This window comes from Otariodibacter oris (assembly GCF_009684715.1).
Lineage (GTDB): Bacteria > Pseudomonadota > Gammaproteobacteria > Enterobacterales > Pasteurellaceae > Otariodibacter > Otariodibacter oris.
The window spans coordinates 1382574-1403930 of the sequence record NZ_CP016604.1 but is presented as its reverse complement, the minus strand read 5'-3'; the positions used below and the strand labels follow the sequence as shown (position 1 = coordinate 1403930).

Annotated in this window: 21 protein-coding genes and 1 pseudogene; 19 read left to right on the top strand and 3 right to left on the bottom strand. The window is 36.4% G+C overall.

Features of this window, described 5'->3' with window-relative positions:
• Positions 1-77 precede the first annotated feature (77 nt).
• Entirely contained in the window at positions 78-1040 is a 963-nt protein-coding gene (prmB, locus tag A6A10_RS06525; RefSeq protein ID WP_121120797.1) for a 50S ribosomal protein L3 N(5)-glutamine methyltransferase, read from the bottom strand.
• An 89-nt stretch (positions 1041-1129) separates the two neighbouring features.
• Between prmB and smrB the strand changes: the two genes are divergently transcribed.
• The 5 genes from smrB (at position 1130) to murQ (ending at position 7024) form a co-directional block, all read left to right on the top strand.
• Positions 1130-1672: an endonuclease SmrB gene (smrB, locus tag A6A10_RS06520; RefSeq protein WP_121120798.1), complete on the top strand. Its 543-nt coding sequence runs from the start codon at positions 1130-1132 to the stop codon at positions 1670-1672.
• Positions 1673-1801: 129 nt separating this feature from the next.
• Positions 1802-2668, top strand: a complete 867-nt coding sequence (locus A6A10_RS06515; protein WP_121120800.1) for an EamA family transporter — start codon at positions 1802-1804, stop codon at positions 2666-2668.
• A 40-nt stretch (positions 2669-2708) separates the two neighbouring features.
• Complete coding sequence (locus A6A10_RS06510) at positions 2709-4952, top strand: ATP-binding protein (RefSeq protein WP_121120802.1); 2244 nt, start codon at positions 2709-2711, stop codon at positions 4950-4952.
• Between the two features lie 8 nt (positions 4953-4960).
• Positions 4961-6073 (top strand): anhydro-N-acetylmuramic acid kinase, encoded by a 1113-nt coding sequence (locus A6A10_RS06505; RefSeq protein WP_121120804.1) that lies wholly within the window; start codon positions 4961-4963, stop codon positions 6071-6073.
• A 42-nt stretch (positions 6074-6115) separates the two neighbouring features.
• Positions 6116-7024 carry an N-acetylmuramic acid 6-phosphate etherase gene (gene murQ, locus A6A10_RS06500; RefSeq protein WP_121120806.1) on the top strand — a complete coding sequence of 303 codons (909 nt, stop codon included), beginning with the start codon at positions 6116-6118 and terminating at the stop codon, positions 7022-7024.
• Positions 7025-7043: 19 nt separating this feature from the next.
• Here murQ and trmJ read toward each other — a convergent pair whose 3' ends face one another.
• On the bottom strand, positions 7044-7760 hold the full coding sequence (gene trmJ, locus A6A10_RS06495; RefSeq protein WP_121120808.1) for a tRNA (cytosine(32)/uridine(32)-2'-O)-methyltransferase TrmJ: 717 nt from the start codon (positions 7758-7760) through the stop codon (positions 7044-7046).
• A gap of 129 nt (positions 7761-7889) precedes the next feature.
• On the opposite strand from trmJ, the gene A6A10_RS06490 reads away from it, so the two are divergent.
• The 10 genes from A6A10_RS06490 (at position 7890) to lacD (ending at position 17300) form a co-directional block, all read left to right on the top strand.
• Positions 7890-8924, top strand: coding sequence for an ABC transporter substrate-binding protein (locus A6A10_RS06490; RefSeq protein ID WP_121120810.1), 1035 nt, complete (start codon positions 7890-7892; stop codon positions 8922-8924).
• A gap of 197 nt (positions 8925-9121) precedes the next feature.
• Positions 9122-9883 (top strand): transcriptional repressor AgaR, encoded by a 762-nt coding sequence (agaR, locus tag A6A10_RS06485; protein WP_121120812.1) that lies wholly within the window; start codon positions 9122-9124, stop codon positions 9881-9883.
• An 81-nt stretch (positions 9884-9964) separates the two neighbouring features.
• Complete coding sequence (locus tag A6A10_RS06480) at positions 9965-11098, top strand: SIS domain-containing protein (RefSeq protein WP_121120814.1); 1134 nt, start codon at positions 9965-9967, stop codon at positions 11096-11098.
• Positions 11099-11115: 17 nt separating this feature from the next.
• Positions 11116-11589 (top strand): PTS sugar transporter subunit IIB, encoded by a 474-nt coding sequence (locus A6A10_RS06475; protein ID WP_121120816.1) that lies wholly within the window; start codon positions 11116-11118, stop codon positions 11587-11589.
• A gap of 13 nt (positions 11590-11602) precedes the next feature.
• On the top strand, positions 11603-12496 hold the full coding sequence (locus tag A6A10_RS06470; RefSeq protein ID WP_121120818.1) for a PTS mannose/fructose/sorbose/N-acetylgalactosamine transporter subunit IIC: 894 nt from the start codon (positions 11603-11605) through the stop codon (positions 12494-12496).
• A complete protein-coding gene (locus tag A6A10_RS06465; protein WP_121120820.1) occupies positions 12483-13319 on the top strand; it encodes a PTS system mannose/fructose/sorbose family transporter subunit IID in 837 nt (278 codons plus the stop codon). The genes A6A10_RS06470 and A6A10_RS06465 overlap by 14 nt, the downstream gene beginning before the upstream one ends.
• A gap of 136 nt (positions 13320-13455) precedes the next feature.
• The gene (locus A6A10_RS06460) at positions 13456-14124 is read left to right on the top strand and encodes an HAD family hydrolase (RefSeq protein WP_121120822.1); all 669 of its coding nucleotides are present in this window, start codon (positions 13456-13458) and stop codon (positions 14122-14124) included.
• A 24-nt stretch (positions 14125-14148) separates the two neighbouring features.
• Positions 14149-15939: a glycoside hydrolase family 35 protein gene (locus tag A6A10_RS06455; protein WP_121120824.1), complete on the top strand. Its 1791-nt coding sequence runs from the start codon at positions 14149-14151 to the stop codon at positions 15937-15939.
• Between the two features lie 16 nt (positions 15940-15955).
• Positions 15956-16345, top strand: a complete 390-nt coding sequence (locus A6A10_RS06450) for a PTS sugar transporter subunit IIA (protein WP_229583598.1) — start codon at positions 15956-15958, stop codon at positions 16343-16345.
• A gap of 10 nt (positions 16346-16355) precedes the next feature.
• Positions 16356-17300 (top strand): tagatose-bisphosphate aldolase, encoded by a 945-nt coding sequence (gene lacD / locus A6A10_RS06445; protein WP_121120828.1) that lies wholly within the window; start codon positions 16356-16358, stop codon positions 17298-17300.
• 63 nt (positions 17301-17363) lie between these two features.
• Here lacD and A6A10_RS06440 read toward each other — a convergent pair whose 3' ends face one another.
• Positions 17364-18110, bottom strand: a complete 747-nt coding sequence (locus tag A6A10_RS06440; RefSeq protein ID WP_121120830.1) for a YdcF family protein — start codon at positions 18108-18110, stop codon at positions 17364-17366.
• A 139-nt stretch (positions 18111-18249) separates the two neighbouring features.
• Here A6A10_RS06440 and A6A10_RS06435 point away from each other — a divergent pair.
• The 4 genes and pseudogenes from A6A10_RS06435 to A6A10_RS06420 all read left to right on the top strand — a co-directional run.
• Positions 18250-18421: pseudogene (locus A6A10_RS06435) on the top strand (cytidylyltransferase domain-containing protein); the annotation flags it as partial.
• A gap of 20 nt (positions 18422-18441) precedes the next feature.
• Complete coding sequence (locus A6A10_RS06430) at positions 18442-19656, top strand: flippase (protein ID WP_121120832.1); 1215 nt, start codon at positions 18442-18444, stop codon at positions 19654-19656.
• The gene (locus tag A6A10_RS06425; RefSeq protein ID WP_121120834.1) at positions 19653-20573 is read left to right on the top strand and encodes a glycosyltransferase family 52; all 921 of its coding nucleotides are present in this window, start codon (positions 19653-19655) and stop codon (positions 20571-20573) included. The genes A6A10_RS06430 and A6A10_RS06425 overlap by 4 nt, the downstream gene beginning before the upstream one ends.
• Position 20574: 1 nt before the next feature.
• Entirely contained in the window at positions 20575-21354 is a 780-nt protein-coding gene (locus A6A10_RS06420; protein ID WP_121120835.1) for a glycosyltransferase family 25 protein, read from the top strand.
• Positions 21355-21357: the final 3 nt, after the last annotated feature.

Here is a 21357-nt window from a genome sequence, read left to right as displayed (position 1 = left end):
TTTATTGCATAGATATACCTAAAAAGAGGATTTTTATCAATATGATTTAGTTTTTTTAATGAAATAAATTAGAAAAATTACACTTTTTCGAATAAATGTTGATTATTTTTAAGCTGATCACGAGTTAGGCTGAATACGCCGATTCCTCCATGTTTAAATTCAATCCAATTAAATGGTACAGTTGGAAATTGTTGAATGAGATGCACCATACTATTTCCCACTTCACAAACAAGGACACCATTATCAGATAAATAATCAGCTGCTTGTGCTAAAATACGTTTGGTAATTGTTAGCCCATCGCTACCAGAACCTAGCGCCATTTCAGGCTCATGGTGAAATTCTTCTGGCATAGTATCAAGATCTTCTTCATCTACATAAGGTGGATTAGTGATGATTAGATCGTAATGATCTTGTGGTAGTGAATCAAAAAGATCTGATTGTAGTGGGAAGACTCTATGGTTAAGTTGATGGCGATCGATATTAATTTCCGCCACATTTAAGGCATCAATCGAAAGATCGATGGCATCAATTTCAGCTTGTTGAAAACGTTCAGCACAAGCAATCGCAATACAACCACTACCGGTACACATATCGAGAATACGTTTAGGTTCAGTACGTAAAATCCCTGTAATGCCTTCTTGAATCAGCTCTCCGATTGGTGATCGAGGAATAATTACTCGTTCATCAACATAAAATTCTAAGCCACAGAACCAAGCAGAATTAGTGAGATAGGCAACAGGTTTTCTTAATCCTAGACGTTGTTTAACCATTTCAACAATACGTTGTTTTTCTACTAAGGTTAAACGAGAACAATATAAACTTTCTGGCACATCAATAGGCAGGGCTAAAGCACTCAAAACAAGTTGATTTGCTTCATCCCAAGCATTATCTAAGCCATGTCCATAATACAGATCAGAAGCATTGAAATAGCTATATGCCCAACGCATCATATCTACAATTGTGTGTAAGTCTTGCTCGATAGGATGTGCTGGTGAATTAATTTCGTCTAATAAATCGAGATTATAATGAGGTTCAAACATAGGATTTTCTCTAGTGAATAAAAACGGAAGTGTTATACCATATTTCCCTTTATGTTAGAATGAGGAAAATAGGTTTTAGAGGATAGATAATGTCAGAGAATGATGATTTTTCTTTATTTCATGAAGCAATTAAAGGCGTAAAGAAGATTAAGCAAGATACATTTTTCCCAAAAAATGAACGACGTGAAAAGATAAGTGAAATACGAGACTTAAAAGAACAAGCGGATACATTATTCTATTTTTCAGATGAATATGAGCCGTTACTTACTGATGATAATGACAAAGTGCGCTATCGTCGTGAGGATGTCGATCCACATATTTTGAAACGATTACGTCGTGGTGATTTTGAGCCTGAACTTTTTCTTGATTTGCATGGATTAACCAAAGAAAAAGCAAAAAAAGAGCTAGCAGCATTAATTCTTGCCTGTGAAAGAGAACGTGTTTATTGCGCAAGTATTATGACAGGGTATGGAACTCGAGCATTAAAATACCAGATCCCTCGTTGGTTAGTGCAACATCCCAAAGTGATTGCTTTACATCAAGCTCCCCGAGAGTGGGGAGGTGATGCGGCAATTTTAGTGCTTATTGAACAAAAAGAGCCTAGAGATATTCACGAATTTCAGGGTAGATAATGTTAACAAGCGGTCAGTTAGCATAAAAATATTGCAATACATCTCTGACCAGCCAAATTTGAATCAACAAATAATGACTATCTCAATTAGAATAGTGCGTTTTTATCTAACACATATAAAGGAGATTAAATGTTAGAGCTTTTACTTGCAGTATTGTGCAGTGTTATGGTTGGTATTTTGATTAAGGTTGCAAGAGGTAAAGGTGTTGCGATAGCACAAAGTATTGCAATGAATTATGTGATTGCAACGATTTTATCTTACTTCCTATTACAGCCAGATTTTAAAGGACAAAATTTGGTTGAAATCGTCAGAGACAATCCTTCCTCTTATCTTTTCTTAGCATTAGGTATTTTGTTACCGACGGTCTTTTTAATTCAAGCAAAAGCCTTAGAGTATGCGGGAATTATTCGTACTGATGCAGCGCAACGTCTTTCTCTCTTTTTACCTATCTTAGCGGCTTTTACTTTATTTGGGGAAGTCGTGACACAAAACAAATTGATTGCGTTAGTACTCGCATTTGGCGCTTTGATTTGTTTGTTATGGAAAAGTCATGAAGGAATTACGGGTAAAGGCGGTAAGGTTGCTCTAATTAGCCTTATTTTTGTTTGGATTGGATTCGGTATCATTGATATTTTATTCAAGGAAATGGCAAAAACAGGCTCTAGTTTTTCATTAACGCTATTTATTTCTTTTATTGGTGCGGGATGTGTGATGTTTATCTACCTCACCTTAAAAAGAACGAAATGGAACTTAGTCAGTTTATTAACGGGTGTGCTATTAGGTATATTAAATTTTTGTAATATTTTATTTTATATCAAAGCCCACCAAGCAATGAAAGATGATCCAACTTTAGTCTTTACTGGCATGAATTTAGGGGTGATTTGTTTAGGAACCTTAGCTGGAGCTTTCCTGTTTAAAGAAAAAATCAATAAAATTAATTATATTGGGGTAGTAATCGCGATTATTGCCATTTTATGCCTATTTTATTGGCGATAATTGATAACTTGCTTATCAACAAAATATAAAAGGTGTTGAGATGAAGAATCCAAAGGAATATGCACAGAATTACGTTAATTGGGTCCTTAAATTAGGGAGAGTAAAGGCATTGCTCTTAGGGCTAGTTGTATTAGCTGCATTGGCAATCAGTACACAAGTTTTTTTGAGCTTGTTATTTACTGGTGGCGTAAATACACGTGATATTGTTCGTTCGATGACTTTTGGATTAGTTTCAGCCCCCTTTGTTTTGTATTTTTTTAATTTAATTGTTGAGAAGTTAGAGCATTCACGTATTCACTTAGAAAAATCATTAAAAAAACTCTCTTTATTGAGAGAGCAAGATGCGAGATTGAATGTTCAATTAGAACAAAAGGCGGAGTTTCTTCGTTCATTTATCGATGCTTCGCCCGATTTAGTTTTTTATCGAGATGATCAAGGAAAATTTCTAGGCTGTAATAGAGCAATGGAATTGCTCACAGGAAAAACGGAAAAAGAATTAATTAATTTAACGCCCAATGATGTTTATTCTGAAGAAACCGCTAAATTAATTATTTCTACCGATAGAGATACGCTGATTAGCAATACAGGCGTAACCTATGAACAATGGATTCGTTATTCAAATAATAAATTATCTTGTTTTGAAATTCGTAAAGTGCCTTATTACGATCGAGTGCAAGATCGACATTGTATTATGGGGTTTGGACGAGATGTCACTGAACGCAAACGTTATCAAGAAGTGATAGAAAAAAATAGCCGTGATAAAACAGTTTTAATGGCGACTATTAGCCATGAATTAAGAACGCCATTAAATGGGATTATCGGACTTAGCCAAATTTTATTAGAAGGTGAATTATCTGATCAGCAACGGGAATATTTAAAAACAATTAATATCAGCGCAGTCTCATTAGGACATATCTTCAGTGATATTATTGATTTAGAGAAGATTGATAGTCGTCGGATTGAATTATTTCCAAAAGAAATTGAATTTTCTCAGTTGATTAGTAATATCAGTAACTTCGCAAATTTAATGGCTGAGCAGAAAAAGATCCATTTCCATATCCAATGTAGTTATGACTTACCTCCATTTATTTGTGTTGATAATGCTAGATTAAGCCAAATTTTGTGGAATTTGGTGAGTAATGCGGTGAAGTTTACGCCTTCGGGTGGACATATTTGTTTGAATGTTGTGCGTAATGATCAAAATCATTTTAGTTTTATTTTAAAAGATACGGGGATTGGTATACATAAGAAAGACCAACGGAAGATCTTTGCGATGTTTTACCAAGCAGAAAATGAACAAGGTGAAAAAGCCATTGGTAGTGGTATTGGATTAGCTATTTCTAAACGTATTGCGAAATTAATGGGGGGGGATTTAACAGTCGAAAGTAAACTTAATGAAGGCTCGACCTTTACTTTAACTGTTAAAGCTGATGAAGTTGTTCCTCGTCAGACGGTAGAGATCAGTAATCACGCCTTAAAAGTCTTATTGGTTGAAGATATTCAAGTTAATGTAGTGGTAGCCAAGGCGATGTTGACTAAATTTGGATGTGAGGTCGATGTTGCAATGACTGGTGCAGAAGCGTTCGAATTATTTAAGCAAAATAGTTATGATTTAATTTTACTCGATATCCAATTACCTGATATGACGGGTTTTGATATTGCAAAAACATGGCGAGATCAATATGAAGAAGGTGAAATTGACTACCTACCTTTATTAGTTGCATTAACTGCAAACATTATTCACACCAGAGAAGAATATAAGCAACGAGGAATGGATGATGTATTGCGTAAGCCTCTCTCCTTAGAAGCATTGGCAGATTGCTTAAGTCACCATTTTGATGACAATTTCTTAGAGCATACCTTGAATGAAAAAACGGTTGATCCTTTTGATGTAGCCAATAGCAATGTTGTCGAGAAGATCGTATTTGATCACAGTCTATTAAGAGAGTTGATTGAAGTGATGGGCAAAAATTCCGTATTAGCGAATTTTGAGTTATTTGCAAAACTGATGCCAGAATATCTGGATAATTTATCTTCATTGTTTACAAAATGGAGTGAGAATAAGGATGCAGAAATTCGTAAATCCGTATTAGATGAAGCGCATAAAATCAAAGGGGCATTAGCATCCGTCGGGTTAATTAAATTACAAGATGTTGCCCAACAGGCACAAACCGATAGCCAAGAATTTTGGGATGAAAATATTGAAAAATGGGTAACCCAACTTCAAAATGAATGGCAACAGGATTTGCAACAGGCGAAAGAGTGGGTTAATCAATTAAATTAAGGGATGAAATGCAACAGTATTATATTGGTGTGATGTCGGGGACGAGTCTTGACGGCGTGGATCTTGCGTTAGTTGATTTTAGTCTATCAAGCCCTAAATTGATTGCCAGTGATTTTGTGCCAATGCCAGATTCACTCAGAAGTTCACTCTCCCAGCTTTTAAAAACAGGGGAGGTTACTCTTCAGCAATTAGGCAAAATCGATCATCAATTGGGCTTATTATACGCTGAGAGCATTAATCAATTTCTTGTAAAACAGCAGTTGCAACCGTACCAAATTGAAGCGATTGGTTGTCATGGTCAAACTGTATGGCATTCTCCTAAAGGTGAATACCCATTCACTATGCAAATTGGCGATATGAATCTAGTGACAACAAAAACAGGCATTACCACAATTGCTGATTTTCGTCGTAAAGATATGGCACTAGGTGGGCAAGGCGCGCCTTTAGTACCCGCTTTTCATCAAGCAGTATTTAGTGATCCTGAGCGAATTGTTGGGGTATTGAATCTTGGCGGAATCAGTAATATTTCATTGCTCGACCCTAATCAAAATACGATAGGTTATGATATTGGCCCAGGTAATACGCTGTTAGATATTTGGATTGAAAAGCATTTGGGTCAGCGTTTTGATAAAGATGCACAATGGGCAAAAACGGGTAAAGTGAATGATGACTTGTTAGCAAAATTACTTGATGAACCTTTTTTCGATCAAGCCCCACCAAAAAGCACTGGGCGAGAATTATTTAATTTAGCATGGTTATTGCAAAAATTAGCACAGATCTCGCCGCTTGCACCGCAAGATGTTCAAGCAACTCTCGTTGAATTTACCGCAAGAAGTATTGCACAAGATCTCACAAAAATTTCCCAACAGAAAACCTTACCTTGCTTATTACTCGTTTGCGGTGGCGGAGCAAGAAATCCATTATTAATGGAACGACTAGGTAAATTATTACCCGATTGGCACGTTTCTACCACCACAGAATACGGCATTGATATCGATTATGTTGAAGCAACGGCATTTGCGTGGTTGGCTTATCAGCGTATGCATAATTTACCCTCTAATTTACCGAGTGTAACAGGAGCGACACAAGCGGTCAGTTTAGGTGTGATTTTTCCAAAATAATCTGCAATAGCATTTTAATCATCAAACATTTAGGGCAAGACAATGGCACAACAAGATTTATTAAAGACTTTAACTCAACTCATCACTGAACAACGTAATCCTAATTCAATGAATTTGGATCGTTTGTCAGCATTAGAAATTGTGACCTTAATGAATCAAGAAGATAAATTAGTGCCACAAGCCATAGAAAAAGTCTTACCGCAAATTGCTCAAGCAGTCGAAAAAATTGTTGAAGCATTTCAACGTGGTGGACGACTTGTTTATATCGGAGCAGGCACTAGCGGACGGTTAGGCGTGTTAGATGCCTCTGAATGCCCACCCACTTTTGGTGTATCGCCTGAAATGGTCAAAGGTATTATTGCTGGTGGAGAAAGAGCATTACGTCATCCGATTGAAGGAGCAGAAGATAATACCCAACAGGGAAAAGCTGATTTACAAAGCGTCAATTTTTCCGAGAATGATGTTTTAGTGGGAATCGCCGCGAGCGGTCGTACACCTTATGTGATTGGCGCATTGGAGTATGCAAAATCATTGGGAGTAACGACGGTATCTATCGCGAGTAATCCCAATTCTGCAATGAGTAAAATAGCCGATATTGTGATCGATACAATTGTTGGAGCAGAAGTGCTAACAGGATCAAGTCGTTTGAAATCAGGTACAGCACAAAAATTAGTTCTGAATATGCTTACTACCGCAAGTATGGTTTTGATGGGAAAATGTTACCAAAATCTGATGGTGGATGTGCAAGCTAGCAATCAAAAATTGGTGGCTCGTGCCATTCGTATCGTGATGCAAGCCACCGAATGCAGTAAAGAGAAGGCGGAAGAAACATTAGCCATTGCCAATAATAATGCAAAATTAGCCATTATGATGATCTTAGCTAATGTTGACAAAAACACCGCAGAAAAAATGCTTGCTGATAATCAAGGTAAACTTCGACAAGCACTGTAAATGCTATTTTCTAGGCTAGTTATTTTTTATATTTTTCTACTGCCGTTAGCATTCCTCGCAATAAATTCAATTCAGTACTTTCTAACTCTGCCCGTTGGTATAAACGGCGGAGTTTGAGCATGACCGCATCATTTTTAATGAATCCCAATTCTTTATACAGTGATTCCGTGTGAGCAAAAAAATGCTCTAAGGCTTCTGTCGTTGGATAATCTACAAGCGGTAAGTTTTGCGGTTTATTTTGCAAATTGAGCCAAGCCATTCTAATTTCATAGCTAACTAACTGGACAGCCATGGCAAGATTGAGCGAACCATACTCTGGGTTGGTTGGCACGTTTAAGTGATAATGGCACTTGAGTAATTCTTCATTGGTTAGCCCGACTCGTTCACGACCAAATATTACACCCACATTCCCTTGATTTGCTCGTTGAACCGTTAATTCGCCACAGGCTCTCGGTTCAATCAAGGTGCTTTGCAAATGACGGTGTCTGGCACTGGTACCGATCACTAATTGGCAATCGGCTACGGCATCATTAAAATTCTCAAAAATTTCAACCTGTTCAAGTACGTCTTTCGCCCCTGCTGATAAGGCAATCGCTTGATCATCAATTTCTTGCTTGGGCGAAACTAAGCGAAGTTGGGTTAATCCCATTGTTTTCATCGCACGGGCAGCCGAACCGATATTGCCACTGTGAGAGGTTTCAATTAAAACGATTTTTATGTTATGTAATGAGTTCATTTAGTTTACTAATTAGAATGATAGGCTATATTTTCGGTATTTTAGCATAAAAGAAGCTAACTTCTGATTTTCAAGATAAGGTGTAGGTGTTACACTCAAATTTCTATTTATTTCAGGAAGAAAAATATAATGCAAACAACAATTAAACCAATTTTAGCGGGACTATTATTAAGTTCAGCGACATTATTTTCAAATTCTGCTCAAGCAGAAGGACGATTGACAGTGTATTGTACTGTGCAAACAGTGGTATGTGAGGACATGACTAAGCAATTTGCTGAAGCAAATAATGTTGAAACGCAATTTGTACATGGTGGCACTGGCACAATTTTAGGGCGAATCAAAGCGGAAAAAAATAATCCGCAAGCGGATATTTGGTATGGCGGTACGCTAGAGCCTCATTTACAAGCAGGGGAGTTAGGTTTACTTGAGAAATATCGATCCCCTTTACAAGCAGAAACCGTTGATCAATTCAAGCATCTCATCGAAGATAAACATGGTGACTATACTTCTCTTGTTTATGCTTTGGTCTTAGGCATGGGAGTAAATACTGAAAAATTAGAAAAACTTGGCATTTCAGCTCCGCAAACTTGGCAAGACTTACTTAATCCTAAATTAAAAGGGGAATTACAGCTACCTGATCCACGTAGTTCTGGTACAGCCTACACGATTATGGCAACGTTAATTCAGCTATGGGGAGAAGAAAAAGCTTTTGAATTTTTCAAAAAATTAGATAGCAATGTTTCCCAATATGTAAAAAGTAGCCTTGTGACGTCTAATTTATCTCGTGGAGAAAGTGCCGTTTCAGTAGGCTTTGTGCATAGTTATGAAACGGAAAAAGAGAAGGGTGCAAAAGTTGAGTATGTATTACCAAAAGATGGTGCGGGATATGCTCTTGGCGGAGTGAGTATTATCAAAGGCGCAAGAAATTTAGATAATGCCAAATTATTTATGGATTGGGTATTATCCAAAGAAGCACAAGAAATCCCTTGGAGAGAGCATGGCGTTTATCAAATTCCAACCAATAAATTTGCAGAAGTTGCACCACAATCAGTGAAACTGGATGAAGTGAATCTCGTGAATATTGACTTCGAGCATTTTGGTAAAAGCGAAGAAGGAAAACGCTTAATTGATAAATGGCTACATGAGGTGAAGTTAGCTAAATAAATAGAATCATTACGGACAAGCGGTAAGATCCTTGCATTTTTTTGCAAATTTGATCTTACCGTTTTTTTTTATCTTTTAATTTTTGTGATCTCTTTCTCATTTTCGAATGTTTTCGTTTGTTTTTGAATTTTGTATTTTTTATAATCTTATCGAAAACAATCGAAGTATGTTGTGGTTGTTTGGTCTTAGGAGAAAAAATGAAAAGTAGCGTTGAAAGACGTGCCGATATTTTAGCATTATTGCAACAAACAAATAGCCAAAGAGTTGAGGCTTTAGCACAACATTTTGGCGTATCGACAGTAACAATTCGTAGTGATTTGAATAACTTAGAAGAACAAGGGTATATTACTCGTTCTCATGGGTTTGCGGTATTAAATTCTCGATTGATTACAGAGCTTTCAATTGCAGATAAAGGTAATCATTGTCCTGAATTAAAACAACAGATAGGAAAAATGGCGGCATCATTGCTAAGTAATGGTGAACGAGTTATTTTAGATTCTGGAACAACAACGAAAGCAATCGTAAGATATTTAAAGGACTTATCATTAACAGTATTGACGAATGGATTGGATATTGCATTTGAATTAGTCAATTGCCCCAATGTTGAAATTCGTATGACAGGCGGTGTATTACGCAAGAACGCCATGTCGTTTTCTGGTGTGATGGCAGATAATAATTTACGCCAGTACAGATTTGATAAAGTTTTTCTTGGGGTTGATGGATTTGATTTACATAAAGGTATTACTACTTTTAATGAGCAAGAAGCCCATTTGAATCGTTTAATGTGTGAAGCTTCAGATCAGATTATTGTTGTGACAGATTCCAGTAAGTTTGGGCAATATAGTGATTTTGTTATTTGCCCAGCTAATCAGATCGATGTGTTAGTGACAGATGATAAATTACCCAAAAATTATCAAGAGTATCTCGAAAATTCAGGTGTTTCAGTCTTAATCGTCTAACAGCCTAGTTGAGATATTTCTAACTTAAGTATCTTTTCATTTTTCCCGAACGAGTATTCATTACATTGTGAGGTAGGTGGAATGATCCTCAATATTTCAAATCAGACATTAGAGAATCAAAATGCTTTTTGGACAGCAAAAGAAATTGCTCAACAGCCAGCAACTTGGTTAGAAACGGCTAATATTATTGCTGATTCTGATGTTAAGTCTTTTGTCAGTCCGTTGATTGCTCGTGCTAAAAAAGGCGAGCTAAGAATTATTTTTACTGGTGCGGGTACTTCTGCATTTATTGGCGAAGTCGTTGCACCTGTCTTGAGTGAGAAATTAGGTTGTGTAGTAGAAGCGATTGCCAGTACCGATCTTGTTTCAAGCCCTTATCAATATCTTTTTGAAGATAAACCAACCTTATTAGTTTCCTTTGCCCGTTCTGGTAATAGCCCTGAAAGTATTGGGGCAGTGGATCGTGTCAATGATATCGTTAAAGAAGCCTATCATTTAGCCATTACCAATAACGTAAAAGGATCACTTTTTGCAAAATGTAGCGACAATCCGACCGCTTATCCTTTGGCGCTTCCTGATTCAACTCACGATCAAGGCTTTGCAATGACGTCTAGTGCGAGCAATATGATGCTTGCCGCATTATTAACTTTTGCCCCTGAAGCTTTCAATCAACAATGGGTTGAACAATTCGCTAAAGTGACTGAGCAGTTATTAAATGACGATGCGAAGAAAATACAAGAACTCGCACATTTACCTGTTAAGCGGATTGTTTATTTAGGTAGTGGACATTTCCAAGGATTAGCCAGAGAAACATCGCTAAAATTATTGGAATTAACCGCTGGCGAACGTTTAGGGTTCTTTGAGTCCGCAATGGGATTCCGTCACGGTCCTAAGTCATTAGTACAAAATGAAACATTAATTTTTGTATTCCTTTCTCAGAATACTTATACAGCGAAATACGATCGCGATCTCTATAACGAGTTAGTTAAAGATAAAAAAGCTAATCAAGTGTTATTACTTGGAGATGAATGCGGTCAGTTCAAAGCAGAAATTTACAAATTAGATGACGCGGCAAGAATTTTCCCATTCTTAGTGATTGGTCAGCTTTATTCATTTTACAGTTCATTACATCTTGGTTATACCACTGATAACCCTTGCCCAACAGGTGAGGTAAATCGAGTTGTACAAGGTGTCACACTCTATTCATACAAATAATTTTTAAGGAGATAAGTATGGCAATTTTGAATGTAAGAATTGATGGTCGTTTGATTCACGGTCAGGTCGCGAATCTATGGACATCTTATCTTGATATTACTCGTATTATGGTGATTGATGATGTAGCAGCAGCGAGTGATATTGATAAAGCAGGCTTACGCTTAGCTTGCCCTGCGGGTGTTAAGTTGAGTGTGTTACCTGTTGAAAAAGCAGCAACTAATATTAAAGATGGGCGTTATGACTCCCAACGTGTATTAATTGTTGTTCGTAATCCGCAAACTTTGTTAAGACTTGTTGAACAGGGTGTGGCATTAACTGATATCAATGCAGGGAATATGCCAAAAACGGATCAAACACGTCCTATCAGAAAAACAGTTCACGTAACTGATGATGATGTTGAAGTGTTTAAAAAACTTTCTGCAAAAGGTATCAATTTGACAGCACAATTAGTACCTAATGAAGAAAAAGTGGACTTAATGAAACTTTTATAGAGGAGTAACGATTATGATCGAATGGTGGCAGATCCTTTTGATAACGATCTATGCGTTTTATCAAATCTTAGATGAACTTACTATTGTGTCTAGTGCAGGATCCCCTGTATTCGCTGGTCTTGTGACAGGTTTAATTATGGGTGATTTAACAACTGGTTTATTAATCGGTGGTTCAATGCAATTAACTGTACTTGGTGTCGGTACATTCGGTGGTGCATCTCGTATTGATGCTAACTCAGGAACTGTTATTGCAACAGCCTTCTCTGTTGCAGCAGGTATGGATCCACAACTTGCATTAACAACATTAGCTGTACCAATTGCTGCATTGATGGTTTATACCGATATCTTAGCAAGAATGTCTAACGTATTCTTTGCACACCGCATTGATAAAAATATCCAAGATCACGCATATAGATCAATTAGTATCAATTATCTATCAGGTATGATCGCGTGGGGGCTTTCTCGTGCCTTACCAATCTTCCTTGCATTAGTGTTCGGTGGTCCATTTGTTGCAAGCTTAGCAGAAGCAATGCAACACGGTTTCTTAAAAGTTATCGCAGATGGTTTAACCCTTGCAGGTGGTGTGTTACCAGCACTCGGTTTTGCAATCTTACTTCGTTACTTACCAACAAAACGCCATATTGCGTACTTAATTTTAAGTTTCTCTTTAACTGCAATCCTCATTACTTTATTCGGCAACGTAGCTGCAATTGGTAATGCGTTAGATGGCTTACTCCCTGCATCACTTGGACGTTCTTACAACAGCGTACCAATGCTTGCAATGGCAGCAATCGGTTTTGCATTCGCTTATATGGTTTATCAACGTAGTGTAGAAGGTGGTTCAGCACCTGTTGCAAAAAATACAACGACTTCTGTAGAAGGAGAAATTGAAGATGACGAACTCTAATCAACAAGTAGGCAACCCAAAAGGCTATAAATTAACAGAAGCCGACTTCCGCCAAATTAATATTCGTAACTTATTTTTCAACCAATTGGGTTGGAACTATGAACGTATGCAAGGTTCTGGTTACCTTTGGATTCTATTACCACAACTTCGTAAAATGTATGGTGATAACACACCTGAATTACAAAAAATGATGGTAATGCATAACCAATTCTTTAATACCAGTCCGTTCTTTAACACTATTGTAAAAGGGATTGACCTTGCACTTGAAGAAAAACAAGGTACTGATTCATTAGAAGCAGTAGCAGGGATTAAATCCGGTTTAATGGGACCTTTCGCTGCAATCGGTGATGCAATCTTCGGTTCACTTGTTCCAGCAATTATGGGGGCAATCGCTGCAACAATGGCAGTGAATGGTAACCCGCTTGGTGTTGGTTTATGGGTATTAGTTGCGATTGCAACAATGGTATTCCGTTGGGTTCAACTCAAAATTGCTTATCGTGAAGGGGTAAACCTGGTCACTAACTTAGGTCATAAACTCAATGCGTTAACCAATGCGGCAACAGTATTAGGGGTATTCGTTGTAGGGGTCATGTGTGCCACCATGGTGAATGTTACCGTACCATTAACCGCAACCATTGGTGAAAAAGTCGTGTCTGCTCAAGCTAACTTAGACTTAATTTTACCAAGATTGGTCCCAGCATTAGTGGTGTTCTTTATCTACTGGCTAATTGGTAGACCAAAAATGAATTCCAATAAAGCCATTATGATTATTATCCTATTGTGTATCATCCTCTCTTGGGCAGGATTATTAGCAAAAGGCTAATGTTTTGAGTGATTCCCCTCTTGATGTAGAGGGGAATCATTTTGTATAACGAGCTCGTTTTGGGCGAATATTGAAACTTATCAGATTGATTGGATTACTAATCCTACTGCAGTAATAAAAATAAATAGGAGAATGTATGTTGAATTTGATCATCTTTGATATGGATGGCGTGATTGTCGATAGTGAATTTGTAGGCTTTAGCTATTTACAAAAATTTGTCGAGCAAATAAAACAAAGAACGACCCCGATCAGTCACGAAGAATATTCGGCAATTATCGGGCGTTCTTATGATGATTTATATCTAGCTATTAAAGATCTAAGCCAGTCTAATTTATCAATCAAAGAGATCGGCATAAAATTAGGTGAGTTTAGTAAACAACACTTAAGTAATATTGATTACTTTTCTATCTTCCGTAAAGACATTCTACACATTATTCAATTTGCTAAACAAAATAATATCAAGCTTGCGTTAGCCTCTTCATCGGAAGTAAAAAGAATGGAACAAATTCTAGCGGACTGTGGCATCAGACAATATTTTGATTATGTGGTTAGTGGCACAGTCTTCCCTAAAAGTAAACCGCACCCTGAAATTTATCAGCATGTATTAGCGCATTTTAATTTATCAGCAGATCAGGCGATTGCTATTGAGGATTCAAGCCTCGGGATTGAATCTGCTAAAGGGGCGGGAATAAAAGTCATCGCTTATGAAGAAAATCGCATGGCAATGGATCAAAGCCTAGCTGATTACAAAGGCAAAGATATGCAAGCGATTTTAGCCATTATTCAGCACCTATACTCAGAATAGAAATTGGAAAAATAAGGACGATATATGCAGTTTGAAATCGGACAAAAAGACTTTTTATTAAATAGTAAACCTTTCAAAATTATTTCAGGGGCAGTGCATTATTTCCGTATTGTACCTGAATATTGGTATAAAACCCTCTATAACTTGAAAGCGATGGGCTGCAATACCGTCGAAACTTATGTCGCTTGGAATTTACACCAACCTCAACCTGACCAATTTAATTTTAGCAAGCAGGCAGATCTGCCTCAATTTTTGCAAATTGCCCAAGAGTTAGGCTTATATGTTATTTTGCGTCCAACCCCTTATATTTGTGCTGAATGGGAGTTTGGCGGATTACCTGCTTGGCTGTTGAATATTCCTAATATCCGTTTACGTCAAAATGATCCCGTTTTTCTTGCACAAGTGGATCGTTATTTCTCACAATTATTGCCACGCGTTGCCCTTTATCAATTTACCCAAGGGGGCAATATTTTAATGATGCAAATCGAGAATGAATATGGCTCTTTTGGTAACGATAAAGATTATTTAAGAGCGATTAAAGCATTAATGCAAAAGTATGGTGTGAACGTACCGCTATTTACTTCAGATGGTGCTTGGCAAAATGCACTCGAAGCAGGGGCGTTGATCGATGATGATATTCTGCCAACGGGTAATTTTGGCTCTCGATCCAATCAAAATTTAGATGAATTACAACGTTATTTTGATAATCACAACAAGTCTTATCCGTTAATGTGTATGGAGTTTTGGGATGGCTGGTTTAACCGTTGGAAAGAACCAGTGATTACTCGTGATGCACAAGATTTAGTGGATTGCACAAAAGAGTTGCTTGATCGTGCTAGTATCAATTTTTATATGTTCCAAGGTGGCACAAACTTTGGATTCTGGAATGGCTGCTCAGCTCGCTTAGATACTGATTTACCGCAAGTCACTTCCTATGATTATGATGCCCCTGTGCGAGAATGGGGAGAACCGTCAGAAAAATATTATTTGTTGCAAAAACTGCTCGCAACTTATCCTGATTCCAGTGAGATCAAAGAGCCAATTTTACCTGAAATCACAGCCTATCCAGCGATTTCTATGGAGAAAGAGGTCTCTCTATTTAGCACTTTAGATAGCATAAGCCAACGCCACGATAGTCCATTCACTCAAACAATGGAAACCCTAGGGCATTATTATGGCTATATGCTTTATCGAGCAAAACCTGTTGCACATAGCGGTGAGATCAAGCTAAGAATTTACCAATGCCGAGATCGTGTTCAAGTCTTTAATGATCATCAAAAGGTCGCAACTCAATATCAACACGAAATTGGTAATGACATTATGTTGCAAACGCCAAATGGACAATTTCAATTAGATCTATTGGTTGAAAATATGGGACGAGTCAATTATGGCGGTAAGTTACTGGCTCCAACACAGCATAAAGGTATTGGGGCAGGAGCAATTCTCGATCTGCATTTCCATACTGGATGGGAACAATATGCGATTGATTTTGAAAAATTAGATCAGATTGATTTTTCAGGCAAGCAAGATCCTCAAACACCGTCTTTCTATCAATTTACCTTAACAATTGATGACGAGCCAAAAGATACCTTTATTGATACTAGCAAATTAGGTAAAGGGGTTGTCATTGTTAATGGCGAAAACCTAGGGCGTTATTGGAATGAAGGCCCAACTTGTTACCTTTATTTACCTGCACCGTTGCTACACAAGGGGAAAAACCAAATTATTGTGTTTGAAACAGAAGGTGTTAGACCAACGGAATTAACATTTAGTGATAAACCAATTTATAAACAATTAAATACGAAGAATTTGTAATTTGAAATAGGAGCAAATGATGAGTTTAATTTTAATCAGCCACGGTGAATTTGCCGAAGGATTATTGGAAACCGCAGAAATGATTTTGGGTGAGATTGAAAATGCTCAAACGGTCTGTCTATACCCGCACGAAGGGACAGAAGATTTCCAACAAAAATTTGAGCAAGCGTTAGCTAAAGCGACAGGCGAGATTGTTGTGTTCTGTGACATTATGGGTGGTACACCTTGTAACATTGCGATGCGTTATTTAAGTCAATTATCAGGCTTATATAGCGGTATGAATTTGCCAATGGTGATTAGCTATGTCAGCGAAGAAGGTACAGAAGGCTTGCTAGATAATGCCAAAGAGCAAATTTACGATGTTGCGTATCAATTAAAGAATTTAGCTTCAGATGATGATGAATAAGGAGTAACTAATGGCTAAAAAAGATTTCTTAAAAAAACTCTCAACGAAAGATGGCATTATTGCTGCACTGGCTATCGACCAACGTGGTGCGTTACGTCGAATGATGGGCGATGATATTACTCCTGAACAAGTGAGTGAGTTTAAAGTGCTTATTTCACAAGAATTAACGCCTTATGCCTCATCTATTTTGTTAGATCCAGAATTTGGTTGGCCAGCCTCTAAAAAACGTGATGAGAATTGCGGTTTGATTATGGCTTATGAAAAAACAGGTTACGATAAAACAATCGTTGGACGTTTCCCTGATTTAATTGATGACGTGTCTGTCTTACGTTTAAAAGAAAAAGGGGCGGAAGCGGTTAAATTATTAATTTATTTTGATATTGATGAACCAAAAGAAATTAATGATCGTAAAGCTGCATTTGTTGAGCGTGTTGGTTCTGAATGTAAAATGGAAGAGCTTCCACTCTTTTTAGAAATTATCGCTTACGACGGAAGTAATGAAGATAAAGTTTACAATGCGAAAGTGAAACCTCGCAAAGTGATTGAAGCAATGAAATTCTTCGCAGATCCACGTTTTGGTGTTGATGTGCTTAAAGTAGAAGTGCCTGTCGCAATGAATTATGTTGAAGGATTTGCTGAGGGCGAAGTGCTTTATACTCAAGAAGAAGCAAAAGCATTCTTTAGACAACAAAGCGAAGCAACTCCATTACCATTTATTTTCTTAAGTGCGGGTGTTTCAGCGAAATTATTCCAAGATACATTGAAGTTCGCTAAAGAAGCGGGTAGCCAATTTAACGGCGTATTATGTGGTCGTGCAACTTGGGCAGGGGCAGCAGAAACCTATAAAGAAAAAGGCGTAGATGCTGCGCGTGAATGGTTAAAAACTCAAGGTAAGAAAAATATCAGTGAATTACTTGAAGTGTTAGAAAAAACAGCAACGCCTGTGAAATTCTAATTTTGTAGAAATTATACCCAGTTTAATGCTTATTTTATTTCATTAAACTGGGTGTTTTTATTTTTACCACTTTTCTTTCCAATATCCTAGCCATTCTTTGACGGCTAGCATATTGCTGTGTAATGCCCCCGATTGTGGGATGAAATACATCATATTTAAGCCATAGGTTGCGGGTGTAATACCAGCACCAACGCTCGCGGGTAAAACCTCAAATCCTTCTCGCTCAAATAAAAATTTTGCCCTCTGCATATGCCATTGATTTGTTACCACAATAATTTTATTCATGTTTTCTTTTGCTAATATTTGATGACTGAATTCAGCATTTTCTTTTGTTGTTTTAGCTTTTTCTTCAAGCCATGTGGTTGGGATATTAAAGAACATATTAAGCTCTCTAGCCATAACTGCCGCTTCTGATGTGCCATTTGGACTACTGCCTGTAATCAAGAGAGGTAACTGAGTTTCTTTCTGCAAGTAAGCAGCATAACGCACTCTTTCAAGAGCCACTTCACTAATCGCTAATTTTGAAAAGAGTTCTTTGCTATCACGCAACCCACCACCCAGTAATACAATCGCTTGCGCTGATTTATAATCATCCAAAGTCAGATTATCTTCGGTAACAAGGGAGTCATGTAATTTTTGAGAAGTATAGGGAATACTAAAAGCGTATAGAATAAATATTCCAAGAAAAGTAGTAAAATAGCTTAGTTTTTTATATTTCAATGCTGATAGGATCAGCGAGATTATCCATAAAATTAGGACATTGAAAGGTGACAAAACAACAGTTGTAATGATTTTTGTAAGTTCAAACATATTGTTACAAGAGATAAATAGAAAATAGTATTATTCATCATTCAGATTATATTGTCTATTATTGCCCTTCCCTGTTGTTTAAGTTAGCCTTTGAAATTAGAATAGCAACCTTTATAAAATCATATAAGCGGTCAGTTTAATGAAATATATTGCAATTATTCCTGCACGAGCAGGCTCAAAAGGAATTAAAGATAAAAATTTACAGTTAGTTGGCGGTATTTCTTAGTTGAGTGGTATTAGTTACTAAAGAGGTCAATATGTTCGATGAGATTATTGTTAGTTCTGATGACACGTTTATTTTGGTAGAAAGTTTAATCGAGAAAGAGATGTAATGAAAGTAGTTAAGGATAGCTTTATTTACTTAATCGGTGAATTAGCCTCTCGATCAATGCCATTTCTACTCTTACCTTATCTATCTCGTAAGCTTGGCGTTGAGGGCTTTGGTGAGCTTTCTTATTACCAAACATTTACCGTTTTATTTTTTATTATTGTAGGGTTAAGTCAGGAAGGGGCTATTACCCGTTATTTTTATGTGTATGGAAAACGTTCCCTTGATTTAGTGGTATCTACTGGTTATACCTATACCATTTTTATGGGAATAGTCGTTTTGCTCGTTTGTTGGTTTTTTAATAATGAAATCCTACTGTATGTTGCATTATCTGCTGTTTTTCAATCTTTTTTAGGTGTTCAGCTCAGTATTCGGCAATGCCAGAAACAAGCTATTCCTTATACAGTGATTCAATTTTTCTCAAGTATAACAGCTGTAGTTTTCACTATTTTACTACTCGAAATATTTGATACAGATTTAGTTGAAAAGCGTTTGATTGCAATTTTATTGGGAAATGTTACGGTTTTTGTGGGAAGTTATTTACTGTATAGAAAAAAAGTCAAAACAACATTCTTTTCCCTAAAACAATATAAGTCCGCATTATTCTATTTATTAGGATTTGGTGTGCCTCTTATTTTGCATAATTCCAGTTTATTCCTAAAAGGGCAGTTAGATCGAATCTTTATCTTTCATAAATTTAATGAAGCAGATTTAGGCTTATATGCGATGGGAGCCCAAATTGCAGCTATATTGATGATTCTTCTACAAGCGGTAAATAAAGCGAGTATTCCGTATTTTTTTGATGCCTTGAAACAGAAAAAGATCAATGTGAAAGACGTACATAGATGGGCATTACTCTCTTTTATCATTGTGCCTATACCTGCAATTTTAATGTGGCTCGTTCCTGAATCTGTTGTGGCGTGGTTATTAAGTGATCAATTTGTAGGGGCAAAATACTATATGGTGCTTTTCTTGCTATCGGTAGCGATGACAATCCCTTATTTTATTTTAGTTAATTACTTGTTTTATTATGGGAAAAATAAATTTATCTCTGTTTGCTCGGTTTTATCCACTGTCATTTATTTAGTTAGCTTGGTGGGATTAACTTATACCAAAATTGAGTATATTCCTTACGCAGGTATTTTAGGCTCACTTTCTATTATTCCTATTTTATATTTTATGACTGCTCGAGTTGGCAAAGTAGGAGGAATGGAATGAATATTATAATATGTTATACCCCATTACATGTGCTGATTGCTGAAAGGATTATTGAGCTTTATCCTAATGAAAAGTTTTATGGTGTGATGATTTATCCCGTTGATAATGAGAAATATCAACATTACTCAGAGAAATTACAAGCTAAATGTAATCAGTTTTTTTCATTACATCAACATACTGATCGCTTTAATCTTCTTAAAGAAATTATCGAATTAAAGTATCGATTTTACCGTAAAAATTTTCAGCGAGTATTTGTTGCAAGTATTAATGATATTCAGATTCAGTTTTTGCTTAGTTCAATCAGTTTTCAGCATTTTTATACCTTTGATGATGGTACAGCAAATATTGTGCCTTCAAGTGTTTATTATAAAGATGAACCGAAAACATTTATTCGTCGAACTATAAATCGAGTGTTACATAATAAATATAGTGTAGAAATTCTTAAATCATTATCTGAGGCTCATTATACGATCTATCCAGATTTTCCTAACATTATTAGTAATACAATCAATATTGATCTTTTTTCATCTTTATCTTCATCAAGCAATGTTGAGTCAGTTTCTATCTTACTTGGGCAACCTGCCTTTTTAGAGAATGAAAAAAATATAAAGTTAGCAGAGAGTGTTATTAAAAAATTTAATATTCAATATTATTTTCCTCATCCAAGAGAGCAGTATCAATTAAGTCAGGTTGAATATATTGATACACCACTTATTCTAGAGGATTATTTATCTCAGGTTGTAAAAAATAAAAAATGTAAAATCTATACCTATTTTAGTAGTGCGGTACTTAATGTTTATCACAATGAAAATATAGAGGTAACTTCACTTAGAATAGATACGGATGAGCCTGCTTTTATTGAGAGTTATGAATTACTTAAAAAAGTAGGGATTAATATTATTGATATTAGAGAATAAGATGAAAAAATATTTAATTTCATTAGATAAAGATACACATCGTAGAGAATTATTTTTTGCACAACCTGATACAAGAGATTTTCAAGTTTTTTCTGCATTTAATACGATGAATGATGATTTGGATAGTCTCAGTAAGCGGTTTGATTGTGAATATTTTTTGCAAAAATACGCTAGAGCAGTGACAAAAGGTGAAGTGGGATGCACGCTAAGCCATTTAGGTGTGTATCAACAGATTATTGATGATGAAAGTATTGCGGATAATGATTTCTGCTTAATTTGTGAAGATGATGCATTATTTAATCACGATTTTCAGGCTCAACTCACAAAACTTATTCAGCAAGGCATATCAGCCGACTTAGTTTTAGTTGGACAATCGAAGATTACCGATTTTAATCATCTAGAACTGGAAATCAATTATCCAACAACCTATCAATTCCTGCAACAGAGAATGGATGGATGTTACTTTAATGTGGTTTACCCTTATAAAAACTATTTTGCAGGTACAGTGGCTTATTTGATTAAGAAATCGGTGGCGAGAAAATTTATTGAGGAAATGGGTAATAAACCTTATTGGCTAGCGGATGATTTTATTCTCTTTGGTGATAAATTCGGCTTAGATATTCAATATGTGCGTCCATTGATGGCAATTGAAAATCCAAAATTAAACAGTAACTTAGAATCAATCAGAGGTTCAGTGTCTAATAATCTCATCAAAAAGTTAATCAAATATCCATTTAAAAAATTACTGGCGATCAAGCGTAATTTGAAGTTATCAGGATAGTAA

Coding starts and splice junctions, on each gene's coding strand:
- agaR (WP_121120812.1), top strand. CDS start 9,122: ATGAAAAGTAGCGTTGAAAGACGTGCCGATATTTTAGCATTATTGCAA.
- A6A10_RS06510 (WP_121120802.1), top strand. CDS start 2,709: ATGAAGAATCCAAAGGAATATGCACAGAATTACGTTAATTGGGTCCTT.
- A6A10_RS06470 (WP_121120818.1), top strand. CDS start 11,603: ATGATCGAATGGTGGCAGATCCTTTTGATAACGATCTATGCGTTTTAT.
- smrB (WP_121120798.1), top strand. CDS start 1,130: ATGTCAGAGAATGATGATTTTTCTTTATTTCATGAAGCAATTAAAGGC.
- A6A10_RS06425 (WP_121120834.1), top strand. CDS start 19,653: ATGAATATTATAATATGTTATACCCCATTACATGTGCTGATTGCTGAA.
- A6A10_RS06505 (WP_121120804.1), top strand. CDS start 4,961: ATGCAACAGTATTATATTGGTGTGATGTCGGGGACGAGTCTTGACGGC.
- prmB (WP_121120797.1), bottom strand. CDS start 1,040: ATGTTTGAACCTCATTATAATCTCGATTTATTAGACGAAATTAATTCA.
- A6A10_RS06480 (WP_121120814.1), top strand. CDS start 9,965: ATGATCCTCAATATTTCAAATCAGACATTAGAGAATCAAAATGCTTTT.
- lacD (WP_121120828.1), top strand. CDS start 16,356: ATGGCTAAAAAAGATTTCTTAAAAAAACTCTCAACGAAAGATGGCATT.
- murQ (WP_121120806.1), top strand. CDS start 6,116: ATGGCACAACAAGATTTATTAAAGACTTTAACTCAACTCATCACTGAA.
- A6A10_RS06455 (WP_121120824.1), top strand. CDS start 14,149: ATGCAGTTTGAAATCGGACAAAAAGACTTTTTATTAAATAGTAAACCT.
- A6A10_RS06465 (WP_121120820.1), top strand. CDS start 12,483: ATGACGAACTCTAATCAACAAGTAGGCAACCCAAAAGGCTATAAATTA.
- A6A10_RS06430 (WP_121120832.1), top strand. CDS start 18,442: ATGAAAGTAGTTAAGGATAGCTTTATTTACTTAATCGGTGAATTAGCC.
- A6A10_RS06450 (WP_229583598.1), top strand. CDS start 15,956: ATGATGAGTTTAATTTTAATCAGCCACGGTGAATTTGCCGAAGGATTA.
- A6A10_RS06460 (WP_121120822.1), top strand. CDS start 13,456: ATGTTGAATTTGATCATCTTTGATATGGATGGCGTGATTGTCGATAGT.
- A6A10_RS06490 (WP_121120810.1), top strand. CDS start 7,890: ATGCAAACAACAATTAAACCAATTTTAGCGGGACTATTATTAAGTTCA.
- A6A10_RS06515 (WP_121120800.1), top strand. CDS start 1,802: ATGTTAGAGCTTTTACTTGCAGTATTGTGCAGTGTTATGGTTGGTATT.
- A6A10_RS06440 (WP_121120830.1), bottom strand. CDS start 18,110: ATGTTTGAACTTACAAAAATCATTACAACTGTTGTTTTGTCACCTTTC.
- A6A10_RS06420 (WP_121120835.1), top strand. CDS start 20,575: ATGAAAAAATATTTAATTTCATTAGATAAAGATACACATCGTAGAGAA.
- A6A10_RS06475 (WP_121120816.1), top strand. CDS start 11,116: ATGGCAATTTTGAATGTAAGAATTGATGGTCGTTTGATTCACGGTCAG.
- trmJ (WP_121120808.1), bottom strand. CDS start 7,760: ATGAACTCATTACATAACATAAAAATCGTTTTAATTGAAACCTCTCAC.